This window comes from Actinosynnema sp. NPDC023587 (genome assembly GCF_040640215.1).
Lineage (GTDB): Bacteria > Actinomycetota > Actinomycetes > Mycobacteriales > Pseudonocardiaceae > Actinosynnema.
This window is the reverse complement of sequence record NZ_JBFABG010000012.1, coordinates 82,844-102,853: the sequence shown is the minus strand read 5'-3', so window position 1 is coordinate 102,853 and position 20,010 is coordinate 82,844. Positions and strand designations below refer to the sequence as shown.

At 73.6% G+C, this 20,010-nt stretch carries 17 protein-coding genes; 11 read left to right on the top strand and 6 right to left on the bottom strand.

Features of this window, described 5'->3' with window-relative positions:
• Nucleotides 1-382: 382 nt before the first annotated feature.
• The 5 genes from AB0G01_RS27210 to AB0G01_RS27190 all read right to left on the bottom strand — a co-directional run bounded on the left by AB0G01_RS27210 (nt 383) and on the right by AB0G01_RS27190 (nt 5,328).
• Complete coding sequence (locus AB0G01_RS27210; protein WP_360950725.1) at nt 383-1,474, bottom strand: glycoside hydrolase family 19 protein; 1,092 nt, start codon at nt 1,472-1,474, stop codon at nt 383-385.
• A 348-nt stretch (nt 1,475-1,822) separates the two neighbouring features.
• Entirely contained in the window at nt 1,823-2,668 is an 846-nt protein-coding gene (locus AB0G01_RS27205; protein WP_360950722.1) for an alpha/beta hydrolase, read from the bottom strand.
• The gene (locus AB0G01_RS27200; protein WP_360950719.1) at nt 2,665-3,534 is read right to left on the bottom strand and encodes an LLM class flavin-dependent oxidoreductase; all 870 of its coding nucleotides are present in this window, start codon (nt 3,532-3,534) and stop codon (nt 2,665-2,667) included. The genes AB0G01_RS27205 and AB0G01_RS27200 overlap by 4 nt, the downstream gene beginning before the upstream one ends.
• Nucleotides 3,531-4,478, bottom strand: a complete 948-nt coding sequence (locus AB0G01_RS27195) for a zinc-binding dehydrogenase (RefSeq protein WP_360951063.1) — start codon at nt 4,476-4,478, stop codon at nt 3,531-3,533. The genes AB0G01_RS27200 and AB0G01_RS27195 overlap by 4 nt, the downstream gene beginning before the upstream one ends.
• 142 nt (nt 4,479-4,620) lie before the next feature.
• A complete protein-coding gene (locus tag AB0G01_RS27190) occupies nt 4,621-5,328 on the bottom strand; it encodes an SDR family oxidoreductase (RefSeq protein WP_360950716.1) in 708 nt (235 codons plus the stop codon).
• A 126-nt stretch (nt 5,329-5,454) separates the two neighbouring features.
• On the opposite strand from AB0G01_RS27190, the gene AB0G01_RS27185 reads away from it, so the two are divergent.
• Complete coding sequence (locus tag AB0G01_RS27185) at nt 5,455-6,432, top strand: serine hydrolase (RefSeq protein ID WP_360950713.1); 978 nt, start codon at nt 5,455-5,457, stop codon at nt 6,430-6,432.
• 268 nt (nt 6,433-6,700) lie between these two features.
• Complete coding sequence (locus AB0G01_RS27180; RefSeq protein WP_360950710.1) at nt 6,701-8,122, top strand: Dyp-type peroxidase; 1,422 nt, start codon at nt 6,701-6,703, stop codon at nt 8,120-8,122.
• Nucleotides 8,123-8,261: 139 nt separating this feature from the next.
• On the opposite strand, the gene AB0G01_RS27175 is transcribed toward AB0G01_RS27180, so the two are convergent.
• The gene (locus tag AB0G01_RS27175; protein WP_360950707.1) at nt 8,262-10,880 is read right to left on the bottom strand and encodes a hypothetical protein; all 2,619 of its coding nucleotides are present in this window, start codon (nt 10,878-10,880) and stop codon (nt 8,262-8,264) included.
• A gap of 327 nt (nt 10,881-11,207) precedes the next feature.
• Between AB0G01_RS27175 and AB0G01_RS27170 the strand changes: the two genes are divergently transcribed.
• From AB0G01_RS27170 to AB0G01_RS27130, 9 genes are all read left to right on the top strand, one after another.
• On the top strand, nt 11,208-12,266 hold the full coding sequence (locus tag AB0G01_RS27170; protein WP_360950704.1) for a LacI family DNA-binding transcriptional regulator: 1,059 nt from the start codon (nt 11,208-11,210) through the stop codon (nt 12,264-12,266).
• Nucleotides 12,267-12,401: 135 nt separating this feature from the next.
• Nucleotides 12,402-13,730 carry a hemolysin family protein gene (locus tag AB0G01_RS27165; RefSeq protein WP_360950701.1) on the top strand — a complete coding sequence of 443 codons (1,329 nt, stop codon included), beginning with the start codon at nt 12,402-12,404 and terminating at the stop codon, nt 13,728-13,730.
• Entirely contained in the window at nt 13,727-14,761 is a 1,035-nt protein-coding gene (locus tag AB0G01_RS27160; protein ID WP_360950698.1) for a hemolysin family protein, read from the top strand. The genes AB0G01_RS27165 and AB0G01_RS27160 overlap by 4 nt, the downstream gene beginning before the upstream one ends.
• 113 nt (nt 14,762-14,874) lie before the next feature.
• Nucleotides 14,875-15,372, top strand: coding sequence for a hypothetical protein (locus AB0G01_RS27155; protein ID WP_360950695.1), 498 nt, complete (start codon nt 14,875-14,877; stop codon nt 15,370-15,372).
• A gap of 49 nt (nt 15,373-15,421) precedes the next feature.
• Nucleotides 15,422-16,285, top strand: a complete 864-nt coding sequence (locus tag AB0G01_RS27150) for a DUF4097 family beta strand repeat-containing protein (protein WP_360950692.1) — start codon at nt 15,422-15,424, stop codon at nt 16,283-16,285.
• Nucleotides 16,282-17,475: a cytochrome P450 gene (locus AB0G01_RS27145; RefSeq protein WP_360950689.1), complete on the top strand. Its 1,194-nt coding sequence runs from the start codon at nt 16,282-16,284 to the stop codon at nt 17,473-17,475. Before AB0G01_RS27150 ends, AB0G01_RS27145 begins: the two co-directional genes overlap by 4 nt.
• Nucleotides 17,476-17,607: 132 nt before the next feature.
• Nucleotides 17,608-18,546, top strand: a complete 939-nt coding sequence (locus tag AB0G01_RS27140; RefSeq protein WP_360950686.1) for an ATP-binding cassette domain-containing protein — start codon at nt 17,608-17,610, stop codon at nt 18,544-18,546.
• Nucleotides 18,543-19,313 (top strand): ABC transporter permease, encoded by a 771-nt coding sequence (locus AB0G01_RS27135; protein ID WP_360950683.1) that lies wholly within the window; start codon nt 18,543-18,545, stop codon nt 19,311-19,313. Before AB0G01_RS27140 ends, AB0G01_RS27135 begins: the two co-directional genes overlap by 4 nt.
• Before the next feature lie 407 nt (nt 19,314-19,720).
• The gene (locus AB0G01_RS27130; protein WP_360950680.1) at nt 19,721-19,981 is read left to right on the top strand and encodes a hypothetical protein; all 261 of its coding nucleotides are present in this window, start codon (nt 19,721-19,723) and stop codon (nt 19,979-19,981) included.
• The last annotated feature ends 29 nt before the right edge of the window (nt 19,982-20,010 follow it).

Sequence of the window (20,010 nt, the reverse complement as noted above, 5' to 3'; positions counted from 1 at the left end):
GGCCTGCGGCCCCTGGCGCAACCGCGCGGTGCGGCGGAACCGGTCGCCACCGAGGCGACGACCGTGATCAGCGTGGTCACCGCGCATCCGGTGATACCCGCTGACGCGCACGCCCAACCCCCGACTTCCGACGCGCTCCGGGCGCGAAGAGTGCCTGCCGTCGGTGAAAACGGGGTGGCGTACCGCCTTTCAGTCGTACGAACTGGACCGAAAGGGCTAAAACTGTGGCATAACAGGTACTACACCGTTTCGCGGACGGATCGCGGACAGGGCCCGCGATCCGGTCGACGACATCGCCGACGGCGAGTCCGCCTCGCCCGGGAAGCGGGGCCCGCCGGGATCGGCGGGGCCCCTCCCCGTTAACAGTTGTCGTGCGGCGCGTTCAGCAGGACAGGTTGTTGCCCGGCGTGACGCCGAGGATGCCCGCGAACCGCTGGTAGGCGTTCACCCGGCTCTGGACCTGCGCCGGGTTGCGGCCGTCGCACTCCAGGGAACCGTTGATGCTGCGGATCGTCTGACCGAAGCCGTGCCCGTTGACCATCGCGTTGTGCGGGGTCATCGTGCCGGGCCCGTTCTGGGTGTTCCAGTACCAGAGGCCGGTCTGCCAGGCGACCGACGCGTCGGTCTGCACCAGCGACGGGTTGGTCAGCAGCGGCAGGCCCAGCGCGTCACCCGCCGCCTTGTAGTTGAAGTTCCAACTGAGCTGGATCGGACCGCGACCGTAGTACGCCGCCTGCCCCGCAGGGCAGCCGTACGACTGGCTCGTGTCGCAGTAGTGCGGGTAGTTCGCCTGGTTCTGCTCCACGATGTGCACCAGGCCACCGGTCTCGTGGTTGACGTTCGCGAGGAACGCCGCGGCCTCCTGCCGCTTCACCGTGTCGCTGCCGGTGTTCGCGAAGCCCGGGTACGCCTTCAGCGCCGCGGTGAGGCCGCTGTAGGTGTAGAACGAGTTCCGGCTCGGGAACATCTGGTTGAACTGCGCCTCGGTGACCACGAACCCGCCCGGGAGCGGCGGGGTGGACGTCGTGGTCGTGGTCGGCGGGGTGGTGGTGTTGCCGCACCCGGTGTGCGGGTTCCAGTACCAGGTGGAGACGAGCGGGTCGTAGCCCGGGTTGTCGTGCTCGGCGACGTAGTGCTTGCCGTCGGTGTACCGCACGATGCTGCCTGCGGCATAGAACTGGCCCTGTACCCACGCGGGGTAGGAGCAGGACGTGGGCGGAGTGGTCGTGGTGGGCGGGGTGGTGGTGGTCCCGCCGCAGGTCCCCTGGTCGGCCCAGACCGACACCGAACCCGGCTTCTCGTTCTGGGTCCACCACTTCGCCGACCAGTTCCGACCGTTGTGGGAGGCGGTCTGCCCACCGGTGTAGGCGGTGGACGCGTTCCACGCGGTCGCACAGGCGGCGGCGGTGGCCGTGGTCGTGGCCACCGCGACGGTCAGTGCCGCCCCGACCACGATGGTGGCGATGGCCGCCACTACGCGGATTCTCGACACGTGATCTCTTCTTCCGTTCGAGCGCCCTCGGACGTGACGTGGCACACTCAACCTGATTGGTCTATACCAGTCAAGGGTGCGGTGCCAGTTCACCGCACGTGCCGCGGCCCGTGGCCCGAGGTCGGCGCAGGACGAGTAGGGCCAGGTCAGCCCGACCTGGCGGGTGGCGATGCCACCTACTCCGAGACATACGCACGCGTGCCGCGAACGGTTCAGCCCAACCGGGAACGACCGGCGGCGCGGAGGGGCGCGGGCCGGCCGCCACGAGCGACTCCCCTGCTTCCCGCGCCCCCTCGGGCAGTTCGGTCGCCGCCGATCACCGACCGGTGATCACGCCGTGTGCTCGACCAGGCGGTCGGTGAACAGACCCCACACCCCGGCCGGCAGTTCGTGCCCGGTGTCCGGCAGCACCAGCAGCGACGCCCCCGGGATCTCCGCCGCCAGCGCCCGCGCGTGCGCCACCGGGAACAGCGGGTCGACGTCGCCGTGCACCACGAGCGTCGGCGCGGCCACCTCGCCCAGGCGCGGACGCCAGTCCTCGCCGCCGGTGGTGTGCAGGTGGTTGCCGCACGACGCGATGTTCGGCGAGCGGTCGAACACCCGGCCGGCCCGCGCGCGTTCGGCGTCCTCGTCCACCGGGCGCGGACCGCGGAACGGCCCGTTCGCCGCCACCAGGTACGCCACCACCGAGTCGCGCGACGACCAGTCCGGCTCCGGCGTGCCGCCCGCCGCGAAGTGCGCCGCGAGCGCCGGGGTGACGCCCGGCAGGTCGGCCGACTCCGGACCGGCGGGGCTGGTCGCGAACAGGGTCAGGGTGGCCACCCGGTCCGCGTGGTCGAGCGCGAGGAGCTGGGCGATGGCCCCGCCCATCGACATCCCGACGACGTGCGCGCGGTCCACGCCGAACGCGTCCAGCACGCCCACCGCGTCCTCGACCAGCTCCGGGAACGAGTAGCCCGGCTCGCCGGGCGGGTAGGCCACCGACCGGCCGGTGTCCCGGTGGTCGTAGCGGATCACGTACCGGCCGCGCGCGGCCAGCCCCGCGCAGAAACCCCCCTCCCAGCCGTCCATCGAACTGGTCGCCCCCGCGATCAGCAGCACGGCCGGGTCGTCGGCCGAACCGAAGGTCTCCGCGCACAGCTCCACACCGTTGACTTGCCGTAGTTGTCCGGTCACCCCGCCACGCTAGCCGCCGCGACGAGCTCGGCCTGGCGGAACCGGTCCTCGGTGAACGGCATCGCGACGATCCGGTCCGCGCCCGCCTCGGCCAGCGCGGCGAACCGCTCGGCGGCCCGCGCGGGCGAACCGGTGACGACCACCTCGCGGGCGGCCTCCTCGGACACGCCGTAGTCGGTCATCCCCTTGATCCGCCGCTCGACCAGCGCCGCCGGCACGTCGCCCAGCGCCACGCTCACGCCGACCGTCACGCCCGGCCGGGGCCGGCCGAACTCCTCGGCCAGCTCGGTCAACCGGGCGACACCGGCCGCGATCCCGGCGCGCGGCACGAACGCCGGGTACCAGTGGTCGCCGTAGCGCGCGGCGCGGCGCAGCGCGGCCGGGCCGCCGCCGCCGACCAGCACCGGCGGCATCGTCGCGCCGGGCGACAGCACGACCTGGCTGCCGTGCAGGCCGACCGGCGTGCCCCGGACCAGACCCGGCAGCACGTCGAGCACGGCGTCGGTGCGCTTGCCGCGCTGCGCGAAAGGCACGTCCACCGCCCGCCACGCGGCTTCGCCGTGCGCCTCGCCGCCGCTGCCGACGCCGAGCAGCACCCGGTCGCCGGAGAGGTGTTGCAGGGTGGCGATCTGCTTGGCGGTCCACGCGGGTTGGCGCAGGGCCACCACCATCACGCCGAAGCCGAGCCGGATGCGGCTGGTCACGGCGGCGGCGGTGGCCAGCACGAGGGTGCTGTCCAGGAACGGGGTGAGGGGGATCAGGTGGTCGCCGTGCCACAGCGATTCCAGGCCGAGGCCCTCGGCGTGCTGGGCGTGGGCGATGACGTCGTGGCCGAAGCCGGGCAGCGTGATGCCGATGTCCGTCACCGCACCTCCAGCAGCGTCTTGCCGACGGTGGACCGGGCTTCGATGGCGGCGTGCGCGGCGGCGGCGTCGGCGAGCGGGAAGCGCCGGCCGATCACCGGGCGGACCGCGCGTCGTGCGGCGAGGCCCAGCACCTCCCGCACGAGTTCCCGCACCAGTTGCGGCGCGGGCCGGTCGCCGGGCACCAGCGCGACACCGCGCGCGGCGGCGCGGTCGGGGTCGACGGCGGCCCACTCGCCGCTGGCCGAGCCGTAGCTCGACATCCGGCCACCGGGCCGGAGCAGCTCGAACGCGGCCCGCCCGAGCGGTCCGCCGACGCCGTCGAACACCACGTCGACCGGCCCGGCCCGGCGCGCCCAGTCCGGGCGCAGGTAGTCGACCGCGTCGTCCGCGCCCAGGGCGCGGACGACATCCCGCTTGTCCGGGCCGCCCGACGCGCCGACGACGGCCGCGCCCGCCGCACCGGCCAACTGCACCAGCAGCGTGCCGACACCGCCCGCCGCCGCGAGCACCAGCACCCGCTGCCCGGCCACCGGACCGACCGCCCGGAGGTTGAGCAGCGCGGTGCGGCCGTCGGCCAGCAACGCGACCGCCGTGTCCAGCGGCACGCCGTCCGGCACGGCGAAGACGCCCGACGCGTCCACCGCGACGCGTTCCGCGTAGCCGCCCGATCCGCCGGTCGAGGTCACCACGCGCTGCCCCACCAGGCCGGCGTCCGCACCCGGACCGACCTCGGTCACCACGCCGCCCACCCCGTTGCCGAGGATGCCCGGCGGCTCGATCCCGAACGGTCCGCGACCGGTGGCGCGGTACTGCGTCTCGACGAACGTGATGTTCGCGTACGCGACCGCCACCAGCACCTGCCCCGGGCCCGCCACCGGTTCCGGGGCCTCCCCCGCGACCAGCACCTCAGGCCCGCCGAACTCCGTCAACCACACCGCGCGCACGCAGTCCCCCTGCCACTCGTCCACCGCTCCACCGACTTCGCCGGCGTCGCGACCAGCCTGTTCCCTCGACCTTGGTCGAGGTCAAGCGCGGTCGGCAGGACGGGTGGCGGACCTGGCCGGCGGGCCGGGGCAGCCGCGCGGCTCAGCGGTAGGCGTCCTGCCCCACCGGCCGCACCAGGATCTCGTTGACGTCGACGGTGGCGGGTTGGGACACCGCGTAGAGCACGGCCCGCGCCACGTCCTCGGGGGCGAGCTTCGGATCGGCCCGCCGCGACTCCGGGATGCCACCGGTGTCGGTCAGCCCCGGCTGCACCAGCGTGACCCGCACGCCCGTGCCGACGCACTCCGCGCGGATCGCCTGCGACAGGCCGGTGACCGCCCACTTCGTCGCCGCGTACAGGTTGCCCGGCCGCACCCCGCGCCCGGCCGCCGAGCCGGTCAGCACCAGGTGCCCGCCGGACCGGATCAGCGCGGGCAGCGCGGCGCGCGCGGTGAACGCCGGACCGCACACGTTGGTCAGCACCATGTCGCTCCACTCCGACGGCGGCGCGCCCTTCGAGGACGTGAAGGAGGTCACGACGCTGGAGCCCGCGTTGGCGAACACCACGTCCAACCGGCCCCACTCCTCCTCGACCCGGCCGACCAGCGCGGCGAGCTGCTCCCACACCCGCACGTCGCAGGACGTCACCCACACCCGGTCCGGTCCGCCCAGCCCGGCGGCCTCCACCGCCAGCTCGTCGACGTCCCGCGCGGTCAACACCAGTCGATACCCCGCCTCGGCGGCGAGTCGCGCGGTGGCCAGGCCGATGCCGCGAGACGCCCCCGTGATGAGGAATACCCCTTCGCCCATGACCGCAGGCTACTGCTGGTTGGATCAACGCACCGCCCTGCACCGGTCGGCGGCGATCGCGGACCCGGGTGGCGGCGTGGTCCGGTCGACAGCCACCGGGACCGGGCACACGGACATCAACCGCAGGTGGACACCACCGGCACCGGGCAGGCGCAGGAGAGCGATGTGGAGTGGGGGGCGTTGATCCCGACGACAGCGGACCGGGCACGGCGCAGGATCGCGCGCGAGTACCGGCGGGAGACCCGGCGCGCGGGCGGCACCTGGTCGTCCCTCATCGGCGTGGCGGACCCGGACGGCGTGCTCGGGACCGCCGTCGAGGACGACGCCGACCGGGTGGTCGAGGCGTACAGCGTGAACAAGGTCGCGGTCGCCGTCGCCGTGCTGGACCAGGTCGATCGCGGCCTGCTCACGCTCGACCGGCGGGTGGAGGTCACCGAGGAGATCGTCATCCGGGCCGCCGACGGCATCTTCGGCCTGGACGGCGCGTACCCGTCGTCGGTGACCGTGGGGCACGCGCTGGCCGCGCTGCTGACCGTCTCGGACAACACGGCGGTGCGGCTGTCCGGGCTGGTCTGCCCGGCGGTGGAGGTGAACCGGATTCTGCGCGACAAGGGTTTCGCGCACACCCGGGTCGTGCCGGCGGCCGACCCGGACCGGTTCTTCCTCGGCACGACCACGCCGCGCGAGACGTTCACGCTGTTGCGGAAGCTGGTCGACGGCGAACTCCTGTCGGCCGCGTCCACCACGCACCTGCTGACCGTACTGCGGTCGCCGATCTCGTTCACCGACGGAATCCGGCTGGGGCTGACGTCGGCCGAGCGGCTGAACGTGGCGACCAAGGCCGGCTGGTGCGAGGACGGCCGCAACGAGGCCGGGATCGTGTTCGGCGCGGCGGGCGAGCCGGTGATCACGTACGCGCTGTTCGCCTCCGGCCGGTTCACCGGCGACCAGGCCGTCACCGCCGACGACTACAGCGCCACCCACCCGGCGCTGCGGGCGCGCGCGGCGCTGGGCCGCACCCTGTACGACTCGGCGCTGCGCATCGCCGCGTCCCGGCCACGCGGCTACCGGGCGCGGCCGGGACGCGCGTACAACGGCGGCTGACGTGGTCCCCGCGAGCCGACGAACGGCGTGGCTCGCGGGGTCCGACCGGGTGAAACCCACCCGCCCGCGCCGGCGCACGACGAGGTGACCGTGACTCCCCCGCGCTCCTCCTACCAGCGGTTTCCGCCCGTGTCGCGGTGGTGGACGCCCGGGTGGGCGGCGAGACCGAGGGCCTACCCTCCGAACGGGCACCGCACGCCCGTGTATCCACGGGGATTCTGCGTCGTCTTGTCAGTACACGACGATTCGGGGGAACGGGGTCTCGGACATGTCCGAGCTGCTGCACCTGCACGCCGAGCAGCGCGGCCTGCGGCCACCGCTGCGCGGCTCGCGGGAGATCCAGGGCAACGTCCTGGCCGCCTTCAACAAGGACCACCAGCAGTTCCGGTTCGTGCGGTTCACCGACGCGAAACTGGGCCGGACGTGGCTGGCCGCCATGCTGGGGCACATCTCGGTGACCGCCGACGTGGAGGACTTCAACGAGGCGTTCTCGCTGGGCCGCGCACTGTTCGGCGCGGACCCGAAGACGCTCCAGGCGACGTGGACGAACCTGTCGCTGACCCCCGCCGGCCTGCTCAAGCTCGCGATCAACCCCACGGCGGTCGAGGAGGACCTCCGCGACCGCGATCCCGAGCTGTGGCAGGGCGCGGAGGCTCGGGCGGACGTCACCGGCGACGACCCGGAAGAGTGGCGGTTCGGGCGCGAGGGGCAGCGGATCCACGCGGTGATCACGCTCGCCTCCGACACCGGGGAGCGGCTCCGGGCCGTGGACACCCTGCTGGACCTGCTGGACGACCTGCTCGGCGTGGTCCGGGTGCACCAGGAGCACGGCGCGACGCTGCCCGGCGCGCGGCGCGGCCACGAGCACTTCGGTTACAAGGACGGCATCTCGCAGCCCGGCGTGCGCGACTTCCACGAGGAGGACCGCCACCGCCCCGGCCACCGGCTGGGGCACGCCGGCGCGCTGCTGGTGAACGCGGGCGAGTTCGTGTTCGGCTACGACACCGAGCGCGGTGACGAGAGCCGCAAGACCGCGAGCTGGCTGCGGGACGGGTCTATCCAGGTGATCCGCAGGCTGACCCAGGACGTGGCCGGGTGGAACCGGGCGGTCGGGCGGCACGCGGCCGACACCGGCACCACGCCCGCGGAGCTGGGCGCGCTGCTGATCGGCCGGCACCAGGACGGCCGCCCGCTGGCCGGGCCGCGGGACGACGCGCTGGGCCTGGGCCCGGACCGCAACGACTTCGACTACGCCCGCGACCCGCGCGGCGCGCTGACCCCGTGCCCGGCGCACATCCGCAAGACCAACCCGAGGTCGTTCACGTTCCGGGACGCGCGGCAGCGCCGCATCCTGCGCCGGGGCATCCCGTTCGGCCCGCCGCACGAGGAGAACCCGCGCGCGGAGCGCGGCCTGGTGTTCGTGGCGCACTGCACGTCGATCCGCGAGCAGTTCGAGTTCCAGCAACGGGTGTGGGCGGGGAACCCGGACTTCGCGGGCGGCGAGGACGGTTCCCCGACGGGGACGGACCCGGTGATCGGCGGCGCGGGAGAGGCCCGCGTCGAGACTTCCGACGTGTGCGCGACCTTGACGTTCCAGAGGTTCGTCCGCACGACGGGCGCGCTGTACGCCCTCGTCCCGTCCATCAGCACGCTGCGCCTGCTGGCGGCCGGATGGGAACTGCCCCGCTAGGGGCGCGGAGGGGGCCGGTCGTGGCCGCCGTCCACGACCGGCCCCCACTCCCGCGCCACCGGAGCGGGTACCCACGTCGTCGACGCCTGGTCCCCGCCGGCCCGACGTGTCGGGTCGGCGGGGACCAGGCGTCGGGCGGTCAGGAGCCGGCGATCAGAACGGTTTCCGGGGTCGCGGCGGGGGTGTACTGCTCGGGCACCAGCGCCTCGCTCGTGGTGAGCGGGATCGGGTGGTCCAGGTACCGCGTGGTCTTCGCGGCGGTCCAGGCCCCCGTCCGGCCGACGCCCCCCACGATGCCGGTCGTCGCGCCGCCGCCGAGCAGCACCGAGAAGATGCCGCGCAGCGGGAAGTCCCCGTAGGCCGGGGCGCTCCAGTCGAACGGCTGCCGCGTGAACAGGGCGCTGACCGGCTTGCCGGTGTACGGGGCGGGGAACGTGGCCGGCAGCGCGAAGTCCCTGACCGCCGGGTTGACGTTGGCCACGTCGTCGCCGATCTCCGGGTGCCCGAACAGGTAGCTGCCGCCGGTGCCCCACGCGTCGTCGCTGATCGGCGTGCCGACCGCGTCGGTCGTGGCGGGCAGCCGGCTGGCCGGGATCTGCCAGGGCATGACCGGCTGCTTCAGGCGTTCGCCCACCGCCGCGCAGAACTGGTAGTAGCGGACCCACTCACGCGGCCCGTAGCAGTAGCCGTTGCGGTACGCGCGCTCGGTGAGGTCGTCGGCCTCGTAGCGGTCGATCGCGTGGAAGTCGGCGGCGTGGTCGCGGTCGAACGTCCCGGCCGCCAGCGTGTAATCGGCTGTGCTGCGGGCTTGTTCGGTCACGTCACCGTCGAGGTAGACCCAGTTCGACGCGCCCACGCCCCACAGGTTGCTCACCCAGCCGAACGACACCGCGGTACCCGCCACGGCGCGGGTCAGCCAGTTGACGCTGCGCACGTAGCCGTTGATGTCCTCGGTGATGCTCTCGGGGATGTCGAGCTGCGCCGGCAGCCAGCCCTTCGCCACCGCGTGGCGGATCGCGTCCTCCAGTGGCTTGCGCACGGGCACCGTCCCCTTCGGGAGGCTCCCCGTCGTGGGCAGGTTCTCCTGCTGGCAGGCACCGAGGAAGTCGGGGTTGACGACGAAGGCCGCGGCCACCGGGTGGGCCGGATCGGCTTTGTCGCGGGCGATGGACAGCGCCAGGATGTAGTTGCCGTAGCTGTGCATGTGCCGGTCGGCGTCGAGGAGGATCGCCTGGGTGTCGCCGAGCGAGAGGTTGCAGGTGTAGGAGATCATCACCGGCAGCACGTGGTGGCCGCCGCCGACGGCCTTCTCGATGTCGCGCGCGGTGTCGATGGTCCGCCTGGTCGCGGTGTCGTCGTCGAGGAAGCGGTCGTCGTCGCCCGCGCCGTCGACGCCGGCGTACTTGAAGATCGACGACGCCCGCGCCGCCGCGAAGTCGGCGACGTTGCCCGGCGTGAGGTCCGCGCACGCGCCGAAGGACAGGAACGCCGGGAAGCCGGGCACGAGCAGGTGGGCACCGGTGGTGATGCCGATCTTCAGCGGGGTGGTCGGGGAGGCGTCGAACTCGGTCACCTCCGACTTCACCGGGTAGACGGTGCCGTTGTCGAGGAAGTTCTCCACCGCGACCGCGTACCGGCCCGGCTTGAGCACGTGGGGAAACTCGACCGGGCCGGTCGCGACGGCCAGGCGCGCCGCGTAGGTGATGCCGGTGCCGATGAAGCGGACCAGGAACTCGCGGGACAGCGCCGCCTCGGCCGTCACCACGACCTGCTGCGGGATGAACCCCGTCGTGTCGACCGGCTTGTGCGTGACGGACGACGAGTCGACGTGCGCCTTGGCGACCGGCACCCCGAGAGTGAAGTCCTGCGGCTTGAACGTGTACTCGACGTTGTTGACCGTGATCGTCGACAGGCGGACCTCGACGTCGAGCCCCGGTGGCAGGCCGCGCACGGGCGTCGTCCGACCGACCTGGGTGGTGAACTCCTTGAGCACGGCACCGCCGTCCTTGTCGACGACCCGCACGGGGAGCGCTTCCGTGCCGAGCTCGGCCTCAAGATCGCGCGAGATCGTCACGTCGAGCGCGCCGTGCCTCACGACCGGGCCGAACCCCACCGACAGCGACTGGGTCTGCCCGGGGGCGACCGTGACGGACGTGGTCGACAGGACGACCGGCGCGGCGACGGTCTCGCCCTCGGTCGCGACCGGCTTCGCGCTCACCGCGTAGGTGCCGGCCGGCAGCAGCGCGACGTCCCGCGTCGTGCCGAACGCGAGCTCGGGGCGGATGACGACCTCGCCCTGGGTGAAGCCCACCTCGACCGGGACGCCGGCGAGCACCTCGTCGGGACACGCCGCGACCGCCACCTCCGCCGTGCCGCTGAGCACGGGCTCCTCGTCGGCGTACAGCAGGAACGAGTCGAGGTACTTCGTCGCGGCCTCGCCCCGGAGGTCGCCCGCCACGCCGATCTTGATCCCGACAGCCTGGCCGGGCTGGTACGGCGGCTGCACCGGGACGACCTTGATCGTGACGTCGTACAGCGCGTCCCCGATCTTCTTGTTGACGATGTCGAGCGTCGCCTCGACCCAGGGGGTCACGTTGACGTTGTCCTTGCCGGCGGGCGCGGGCGACTTGAAGTTCAGGAGGAGGAACTCGTCCGCGACCGGCGGTGAGCCGTCGACGTTCGTGATCCGGGAGACGTCGAAGGTGCTCCACCACTGACCGGGGCCCTCGGCGGTCACCGTTGCTACGAGTTTCGTCAAGATTCTTCTCCTCAGCGGCCAAGGCGGGTACTGCGGTGGGTGCCCGGGTCCGCGAGCAGGTCGTCCGCGACTCCGGCCCCGCCAAGGGTCCCGCGTCCCGGGGCGATCGCCGCGGACTCCGCTCGTCCTGGTGATCTTCGGACTCCGGCACCCACCGCCGCTGCCCGCTGCCGCTACAGTGCCCGCCCGCCGCCCACCCGAACACCGTGTGCGCCAGTGGATTCCCGGTCGTGGAAATCCGACCACCGCCGATCGCGCGGGCGGCTACCCTCGGTCGTCCCGGGGCGTGAGGCGGTGCCCGGGAGTGGGCTCCGGAAGGGGACGTCGGTGACCGCGCGGCAGGTGACGCTGGCGGACGTGGCGGAGCACGCGGGGGTCTCCCTGGCCACCGCGTCCCGCGTGCTCAACGGGAGCACCCGCCGGGTGAGCGAGGAGCTGCGGGAGCGGGTCGCCGGCGCGGCGCGCGGGCTGGGCTACCTGCCCAACGCCTCGGCGCAGGCCCTGGCCCGCGACAGCAGCGTGCTGGTGGGCCTGCTGGTGCCCGACATCGCGGACCCCTACTTCTCCGGCATCGCGGCCGGGGTGACCCGGGTCGCCGAGCGGGCGGGCCTGGTCGTGGTGCTCGGCACCACGGGCCGGGCCCCGGACCGCGAGGTGGAGCTGGTCACCACGCTGCGCGCGCACCGGGCGCGGGCGCTGGTGATCGCGGGCAGTCGCGGCACCGACCGGCGCGCGATCGCCCACCTGGCCCGGGAGCTGGCCGCGTTCGCCGGCCAGGGCGGGCGGGTGGCGTGCGTGTCCCAGGCCAAGCTCGGCGTGGACGCCGTGGTGCCCGCCAACCGGGGCGGCGCGCGGGCGCTGGCCCGCGCGCTGGCCGGGCTGGGCCACCGGAGCTTCGCCGTGCTGGCCGGGCCGCCCGGCCTGCTGGTGGCGCGGGACCGGCTGGCCGGGTTCCGGGCCGGGCTGGCCGACGCGGGCGTCGACCTGCCGGACGCGCACGTGGTGCACGGCGGGTTCACCCGCGACGGCGGCCACGAGGCGGCGTCCCGGCTGATCGCCGCGAAGAGCGGGGCCACCTGCGTGTTCGCCGTGAACGACGTGGTGGCGACGGGCGCGGTGGCGGCGCTGCGCGAGCACGGCGTGCGGGTACCCGAAGACGTGTCGCTGGCCGGGTTCGACGACATCCCGGCGCTGCGCGACCTCGCACCCGGCCTGAGCACGGTCCGGTTGCCCCTGGAGGAGATGGGCGAACGGGCCGCGCGGCTGGTCCTGGGCGAGGTCGGCGGCGCGCCGCGCACCGTCCGGGTGGCCGGCGAGGTGGTACTCCGCGCGAGCACGTCGTCACCCGGTGGAACCGGCCTGCGCCGACCGGCGTCGACTCCCTAAACTGGACGCCGCAGTCCGACCACCCCTTCGAGGAGTGAACTCTTCCGTGCGCGACGCGCAATCGCCTGGTCACAGTACCGAGCCGGGTGCGACACCCGGCTGTCCGCGAGTCCCGGCCCCCACGGGGGGTGCCCGGTGAGCGAGATCCTGCTCAGCCTGCTCGGCCTGGTGGCCGTCCTCGGGCTGACCGTCGGCACGTTCATCGCGGTCGCCGCCGAGTTCTCCCTCACCGCGCTGGAGCGCAGCACCGTCGAATCGCACGTCGCCACCGTGGGCGACGCGAAGGCGAAGACGGTGGAGAAGGCGCACCGGTCGTTGTCGTTCCAGCTCTCCGGCTCGCAGCTCGCCATCACCATCACGACGCTGATCACCGGCTACATCGCCGAGCCCGCGATCGCCCGGCTGGTCGCGCCCGCGCTGGCCCTGGTGGGCGTGCCGGACGCGGTGGCCGGGCCGATCTCGCTGGTCATCGCGCTGGCGCTGGCGACGGCGCTGTCCATGGTGTTCGGCGAGCTGGTGCCGAAGAACCTGGCCATCGCCAAGCCGCTGGAGACCGCGCGGGCCGTGGCGGGCATCCAGGCCGGGTTCTCGGCGGTGTTCCGCTGGCTGATCACCGGCCTGAACGGGACGGCGAACTGGCTGGTGCGCCGGCTGGGCGTGGAGCCGGCCGAGGAGCTGGCCTCCGCCCGGTCGCCGCAGGAGCTGGGCGCGCTGGTCCGCTCCAGCGCCGCGCACGGCACGATCGACGCCGGCACGGCCACGCTGCTGGACCGCTCGCTGCGGTTCGGCGACCGGACCGCCGGCGAGCTGATGACCCCGCGCGTGCGGGTCGAGTCGCTGCGCGCCGACGCCACCGTGCTCGACCTGCTGGACCGCGCGCGAGAGACCGGGTTCTCCCGGTTCCCGGTCTACACCGGCGACCTGGACGAGGTGCGCGGGATCGTGCACGTCAAGCAGGCGTTCAACGTGCCGAGGGCGCAGCGGGCGTCGACCCCGGTGTCCGCCCTGACCCGGCCGGTGCAGACGGTGCCGGACACGCTGGAGGGCGACGCCCTGCTGGACCGGCTGCGCGCGTCCGGGTTGCAGACCGCGCTGGTGGTGGACGAGTACGGCGGCACCGCCGGGCTGGTCACGCTGGAGGACCTGGTGGAGGAGATCGTCGGCGACGTCCGCGACGAGCACGACCGCCGGGAGGGTGCGCCGGTCCGGGCGCTGGGCCGGGACAGCTGGATCATGTCCGGCCTGCTGCGCGACGACGAGGTGTTCGAGGCCAGCGGGTTCCGGATGCCGACCGGCGACTTCGAGACGCTGGCCGGTCTGGTGCTGGCCCGGCTGGGCCGCATCCCGGACGTCGGCGACGAGATCCGGGTGGACGGCTGGCGGATCACCGTGCTGCTGATGGACCGGCACCGGGTGGCCGAGCTCAAGGTGAGCCGGGTCGAGCAGGCGGAGGTGGCGCGGTGAGCGTCCTGGTGATCTTCCTGCTGCTGGCGGGCAACGCGTTCTTCGTCGGCGCGGAGTTCGCGATCATCACCGCCCGCCGGGACCGGCTGGAGGGGATGGTCGAGCGGGGCAGCTCGCGGGCCCGGGTGGTGATCCGGGCGGGCCGTGAACTGCCGCTGCTGATCGCGGGCGCGCAGCTCGGCATCACGCTGTGCTCGCTGGGGTTGGGCGCGCTGGGCGAACCGGCCGTGGCGGCCCTGCTGGAGGGCCCCTTCGGGGCGCTGGGCCTGCCCGAAGCGGTGCTGCACGGCCTGGCGTTCGCGCTGGCGCTGGTGATCGTGGTCGGGCTGCACACGGTGCTGGGCGAGATGGTGCCGAAGAACCTGGCCATCGCCGGGCCGGAGCGGACCGCGCTGTGGCTGGTGCCGGTGCACTACTGGTTCTGCCGGATGGTCGCGCCGCTGCTCAACGGGTTCACCGTGGTGGCGACGGCCGTGCTGCGGCTGGTCGGCGTGACGCCGAAGGAGGAGCTGGAGTCCGCGTACACCCCCGACGAGCTGGCGCTGCTGATCGCGCAGTCCCGGCGGGAGGGGTTGCTGGAGGACTCCGAGCACCGGAGGCTGGCGCAGGCGCTGTCGTCGGCCGAGCGGACCGTGGCCGACGTGCTGGTGCCGCTGGAGCGGATCACGTCGGTGTCCGCCCGGCCGACCATGGGCGAGGTCGAGGCGGTGGTCTCGGCGACCGGGTTCTCCCGCTTCCCGGTGAGCGAGGACGGTCGGCTGATCGGGTACCTGCACGTGAAGGACGTGCTGGACCTGGCGGACGCGGACCCGGGCACGCGGGTGCCGGGCGGCCGGATCCGGGGGCTGCCGGAGGTGCGGGTGAGCGCCCGGCTGGAGGAGGCGCTGGCGGCGTTGCGGCGGGCGCAGAGCCACCTGGCGCGGGCCGTGACGGCGGACGGCGAGCTGATCGGCGTGGTGGCGCTGGAGGACCTGGTCGAGGAGTACGTAGGCACCGTCCGCGACGGCACGCACGTGCGCCGGGAGGTCTGACCGACCGGCCCTGAGCTGCCCGAACGCCATCGCGTGCCACCGTGAGCCAGATTGGCACAGATTGGCACCACCGAACCCTTGCCATGGCACCACACCACTGCCATAGTGGTGCCATGGATCTCACGCCCTTCGTCGACAACCTGCGCCGCGAGCTCGCGTCGGCCGCCGAGGCCGTCGGGACGGAAGCCGGTGCGCTGACCCAGCGCCTGACCTCGCAGATCGAGTCCGCGACCCGGCTGACCCTGCTCGAAGCGCTGTCGACGGCGGCCTCGGAGATCACCCGCGAGCTCGCGCCCGGCTCGGTCGACGTGCGCCTGCGGGGCCGTGACCCGGAGTTCGTGGTCGCCGCGCCGCCCACCGAGCCGGCGTTCCACGAGACGCCCGACGTCACCCCGCCGCCGCCCCCGCCGCCCGTCGACGAGGACGGCGCGATGACGCGCATCAACCTGCGCCTGCCCGAGCACCTCAAGCTCCGCGTGGAGGAGGCCGCCGGCCGGGCCGGGATCTCGGTCAACGCCTGGCTGGTGCGCGCCGCGTCGAGTGCCCTCGACCCGGTCTCCCGGCAGCCCTCCCACACCGTCGGCCAGCGCTACACCGGCTGGGTGCGTTAACCCTCCCACCGGCACAAACACCTTCCCGACCCACTACCAGGGGACAGCCATGCCCGTTTTCGCCACGCCCGGACCGATCACCGCCACCCTCGACCTGGTGATGGGCACGACCCGGATCACCGCCGGGGACGGCACCGACACCGTCGTCGAACTGCGTCCCGGGGACCCGACCCGCGAGGGCGACCTCCGGGCCGTCGACCAGACCCGCGTCGAGTTCGAGGACGGCCGGCTGCTGGTCAAGTCGCCGAAGTCGCGCGGCCTCTTCGCCAAGGGCGGCGCGGTCGACGTCACCATCCACCTGCCGCACGGGTCCTCCGTGCGGGGCACCACCGCGATGGGCAGCCTGTACGCGCACGGCCGGTTCGGCGAGTTCCGGTTCAAGAGCGCGGCGGGCGACGTGGAGGTCGAGCGGTCGGGGCCGACGCACCTGCGCACCGCCATGGGCAACCTGGTGGTGGGGCACGTCACCGGCGAGGCCGACGTGCTCACCGGGTCGGGCGACCTGCGCGTGGACCACATCGCCGGCAGCGCCGTCGCGCGCAACTCCAACGGCGGCATCCGGATCGGCGAGGTCACCGGCGAGCTGCGGGCGCAGAACGCCAACGGCGACGTCGTGGTGGACCGGGCGCTCGGCGACGTCACCGCGAAGACCGCCAACGGCAGCGTGCGGATCGACGAGGTGGTGCGCGGCACCGTCGTGCTGGAGACCGCCGCCGGCCGGCTGGAGGTCGGCATCCGCGAGGGGTCCGCCGCGTGGCTGGACGTCCGGACCGTGCTGGGCGCGGTGCACAACTCCCTGGAGAGCGCGTCCGGGCCCGAGGGGGGCACCGACACCGTCGAGGTGCGCGCGCGCAACGGGTTCGGCGACATCGTGGTCCGCCGGGCCACCCCGCAGCAGGAGGAACAGCGATGACCAGCGCCGCCGCCGGGTGGGACGTCCACCCCGAGCAGTTCTGGCTACGCGGTCGACGCCCCGCCGAACCGGTCGTGTTAGACGAGGAAAGAGGGGTGTGGAACGTCTACGGGTACGACGAGGCCGTCACCGCGCTCGCCGACCCGAAGACCTTCTCCTCGGCCCACGTGAACGACCTCTTCCCGGTCGACGTCCCCGCCGAGGCGAGCGCGGGCAACCTGCTCGACCTGGACCCGCCCGACCACCGCAAGCTGCGCAACCTGGTGACCAAGGGGTTCTCCGCCAAGGTGGTCGCGGGTCTGGAGCCGAGGATCGCCGCGCTCACCCACGAACTGCTCGACCGGGTCGAGGGCGACGCGCTGGAACTGGTCGACGACCTGGCCTATCCGCTGCCGGTGATCGTCATCGCGGAGCTGCTCGGCCTGCCCGCGTCCGACCGGGAGTTGTTCCGCGACTGGGTCGACGTGCTGTTCGCGCAGAACAACGAGTTCTCCACGACCGCCGACAAGGAGAAGCTGGAGGCCGACCTCGCGACCCAGCACGAGGGCCTCGCCCCGATGACGCAGTACCTGCGGGAACACGCCGCGCAACGCCGCAAGGACCCGCGCGACGACCTGATCAGCGCCTTGGTGCAGGCCGAGGTCGACGGGGAGCGCCTGACCGACACCGAGCTGGTCAACTTCACCACGGTCCTGCTGGTCGCCGGGCACATCACCACCACCATGCTGCTGGGCAACACCGCGCTGTGCCTGGACGCCCACCCCGACCAGCGGGCGCGGCTGCGCGAGGACCGCGTGGGCATCCCGACCGCGATCGAGGAGTCGCTGAGGTTCCTCACCCCGTTCACCACGATGGCCCGCGCCACCACGAGGGCCGTGGTGCTGGGCGGCCGGGAGATCCCCGCCGACCAGATGGTCCTGCTGTCCCTGGGCGCGGCCAACCGGGACCACCGCAGGTTCGCCGACGCCGACCGGTTCGACGCCCGGCGCGACCCCAACCCGCACCTCGGCTTCGGGCGCGGCATCCACTTCTGCGTCGGCGCGCCGCTGGCCCGGCTCGAAGGCCGGATCGCGATCGACATCCTGTTCGACCGGTTCCCCGCCCTGCGGGTGGACCCGGAACTGCCGCCGACGTTCCTGCCGGCCCCGATCATGACCGGTGTGCGCACGCTGCACATGCGCACCGCCTAGCACGGCGCGGGCCCTCCACGCGGCCCCTCTTCGCACCGGACTCCCCTGCACCGGACTCCCTGCACGGGACCCCTCTGCCCCGGACCTCTTCGGGCGGGCTCCCGCCTCCTCCTCACCCCCCAAGGGACACCCATGACCATCTCGGCCTCCGGGCTGCGCAAGAACTTCGGCGACCAGGTCGTGCTGGACGGCATCGACCTCGACGTCCCGGAGGGCACGGTCTTCTCGCTGCTCGGCCCGAACGGGGCGGGCAAGACCACCGCCGTGCAGATCCTGTCCACGCTGATCGGTGCCGACGCCGGCGAGGTGACCATCTGCGGGCACGACCTGCGCCACGACCCGGACGGCGTGCGCTCGGTGATCGGCGTGACCGGCCAGTTCTCCGCGATCGACGGCCTGCTGACCGGCGAGGAGAACCTGGTGCTGATGGCCGACCTGCGGCACCTGCCGCGCCGCGAGGGCCGGCGGATCGCGCGCCGGCTGCTGGCCCGGTTCGACCTGGAGGACGCGGCGACCCGGCGCGCGGCCACCTACTCCGGTGGCCAGCGGCGTCGGCTGGACCTGGCCATGACGCTGGTCGGCGACCCCCGGGTGATCTTCCTGGACGAGCCGACCACCGGTCTGGACCCGCGCAGCCGGCACGGCCTGTGGCAGATCATCCGGGAACTCGTCGCCTCGGCCGGCGTGACGATCTTCCTCACCACCCAGTACCTGGAGGAGGCCGACCAGCTCGCCGACCGGATCGCCGTGCTGGACCGCGGGGAGCTGGTCGCCCAGGGCACCTCCGACGAGCTCAAGAAGCTGGTGCCGGGCGGGCACGTGAGCCTGCGGTTCGGCGACGCCCGGTCCCTGGACGCGGCGGCCCGCGCGCTGGGTCCGGTGGGCCGCGACGACGAGGCGCTGACCTTGCAGGTGCCCGGCGACGGCGGCGTGCGGTCGTTGCGCGCCCTGCTGGACGAGCTGGACCGGGCCGCCGTCGAGCCCGACGGGCTGACCGTGCACACCCCCGATCTCGACGACGTGTTCTTCGCCCTGACCGGGCGGGCGATCCCGGAGGAGTCCGCGCGATGAGCGCACACACCCTGGCCGACTCGGCGACCATGCTGCGCCGGGACTTCACGCACCTGCGGCGCTACCCGGTGATGGCCATCAGCGGCCTGGTGATGCCGGTGTTCATGATGCTGCTGTTCGTCTACGTGTTCGGCAGCGCGATCGTGGGCTCCGTGGGCGGCGGGACCTACATCGACTACCTGGTGCCCGGCATCCTGGTGATGGCGGTCGGCGCGGGGTCGGCGGCCACCGCGGTGAACATCAACGTCGACATGACCGAGGGGGTCATCAGCCGGTTCCGGACGATGGCGATCTCGCGGGTGTCCGTGCTGACCGGGCACGTCCTGGGCAGCACGATCCGCACGGTGGTGAGCCTGGCGCTGGTCGTCGGGGTGGCGGCGCTGATCGGGTTCCGGCCGCGCGCGTCGTTCGCCGAGTGGCTGGTGGCGGTCGGCGTGCTGCTGGCGCTGACCCTGGCACTGACCTGGCTGGCCGTCGCGGGCGGCCTGGCGGCGAAGAAGCCCGAGGGCGCGAACGGGTTCTCGCTGCCGTTCCAGTTCCTGCCGTTCATCAGCAGCGCGTTCATCCCGACCGGCTCGATGGCCCCGGGGCTGGCCTGGTTCGCCGAGCACCAGCCGTTCACGCCGATCATCGAGACGCTGCGCGGCGTGCTCGCCGGGACGCCGGTCGGGGACAGCGCGTGGTGGGCGATCGGGTGGTGCGCGCTGGGCACGGCGGTCGGCTACGCGCAGGCGCGGAAGCTGTACAACCGCGATCCGGCGCGCTGACCCCCGGCGGCGCGCGCCCGTCGACGAGGACGGCCCGCGCGCGGACGTGCGGGTGTCCTGGCCGCGCCGCAAGCTGGGTGGGACGACCACCGCCCCCGGAACCACCCGGTGACGGTCCGCGGGGTCGTCTCCCGCCGCGCCGCCCCGTTGTCGGGCGGCCCGCCGGGGCGGTCACCGGGCCCGCCGAGGCGCTCGGCGGTTCGCCGGTCGCTGTGTCCTGAGGGGTGCGCAGCGGCCGGCGCGGACCCGGCCGGGCGGTGCTCGCGCCGGCGTGCCGGGCCCCGGGCCGGTGCTCGCGCCCGCCGGTGGTTCCCCGGCCGCCGCGACCTCGACCGGGTCCGTTGTGGACCTGGTCCGTCAGCGCCCCTGACCAGCCGCCGCGAGTCGCGCCGGACTACGGTGTCCCCGTGGAGCCGCGTGAGGACGAAGAGGACGACTTCGACCCCGAAGACGACGATTTCGAGGACGACGAAGAAGAGGACGAGGACGACCTCTTCGGCGTGACCTCGGAGCCGCGCACCATCTGCCACCTGTGCGGCGGGGCGGGTTTCGTCGCCCAGCCGACCTCGGCGGTCATCGGCGGCGCTCCCCGGACGGTGGACAACGGCCGCGAGTGCCCCCACTGCCACGGCGCGCGCAAGTTCCCCGGTCTCGTCCCGCCGGTCTGACGGACCACCGGGCACGCGGCGGGGCCCGA

What these genes read in the sequence shown, in the direction of transcription:
- AB0G01_RS27190 (WP_360950716.1), bottom strand. Translation starts at nt 5,328, where the DNA reads ATGGGCGAAGGGGTATTCCTCATCACGGGGGCGTCTCGCGGCATCGGC.
- AB0G01_RS27180 (WP_360950710.1), top strand. Translation starts at nt 6,701, where the DNA reads ATGTCCGAGCTGCTGCACCTGCACGCCGAGCAGCGCGGCCTGCGGCCA.
- AB0G01_RS27155 (WP_360950695.1), top strand. Translation starts at nt 14,875, where the DNA reads ATGGATCTCACGCCCTTCGTCGACAACCTGCGCCGCGAGCTCGCGTCG.
- AB0G01_RS27150 (WP_360950692.1), top strand. Translation starts at nt 15,422, where the DNA reads ATGCCCGTTTTCGCCACGCCCGGACCGATCACCGCCACCCTCGACCTG.
- AB0G01_RS27145 (WP_360950689.1), top strand. Translation starts at nt 16,282, where the DNA reads ATGACCAGCGCCGCCGCCGGGTGGGACGTCCACCCCGAGCAGTTCTGG.
- AB0G01_RS27140 (WP_360950686.1), top strand. Translation starts at nt 17,608, where the DNA reads ATGACCATCTCGGCCTCCGGGCTGCGCAAGAACTTCGGCGACCAGGTC.
- AB0G01_RS27135 (WP_360950683.1), top strand. Translation starts at nt 18,543, where the DNA reads ATGAGCGCACACACCCTGGCCGACTCGGCGACCATGCTGCGCCGGGAC.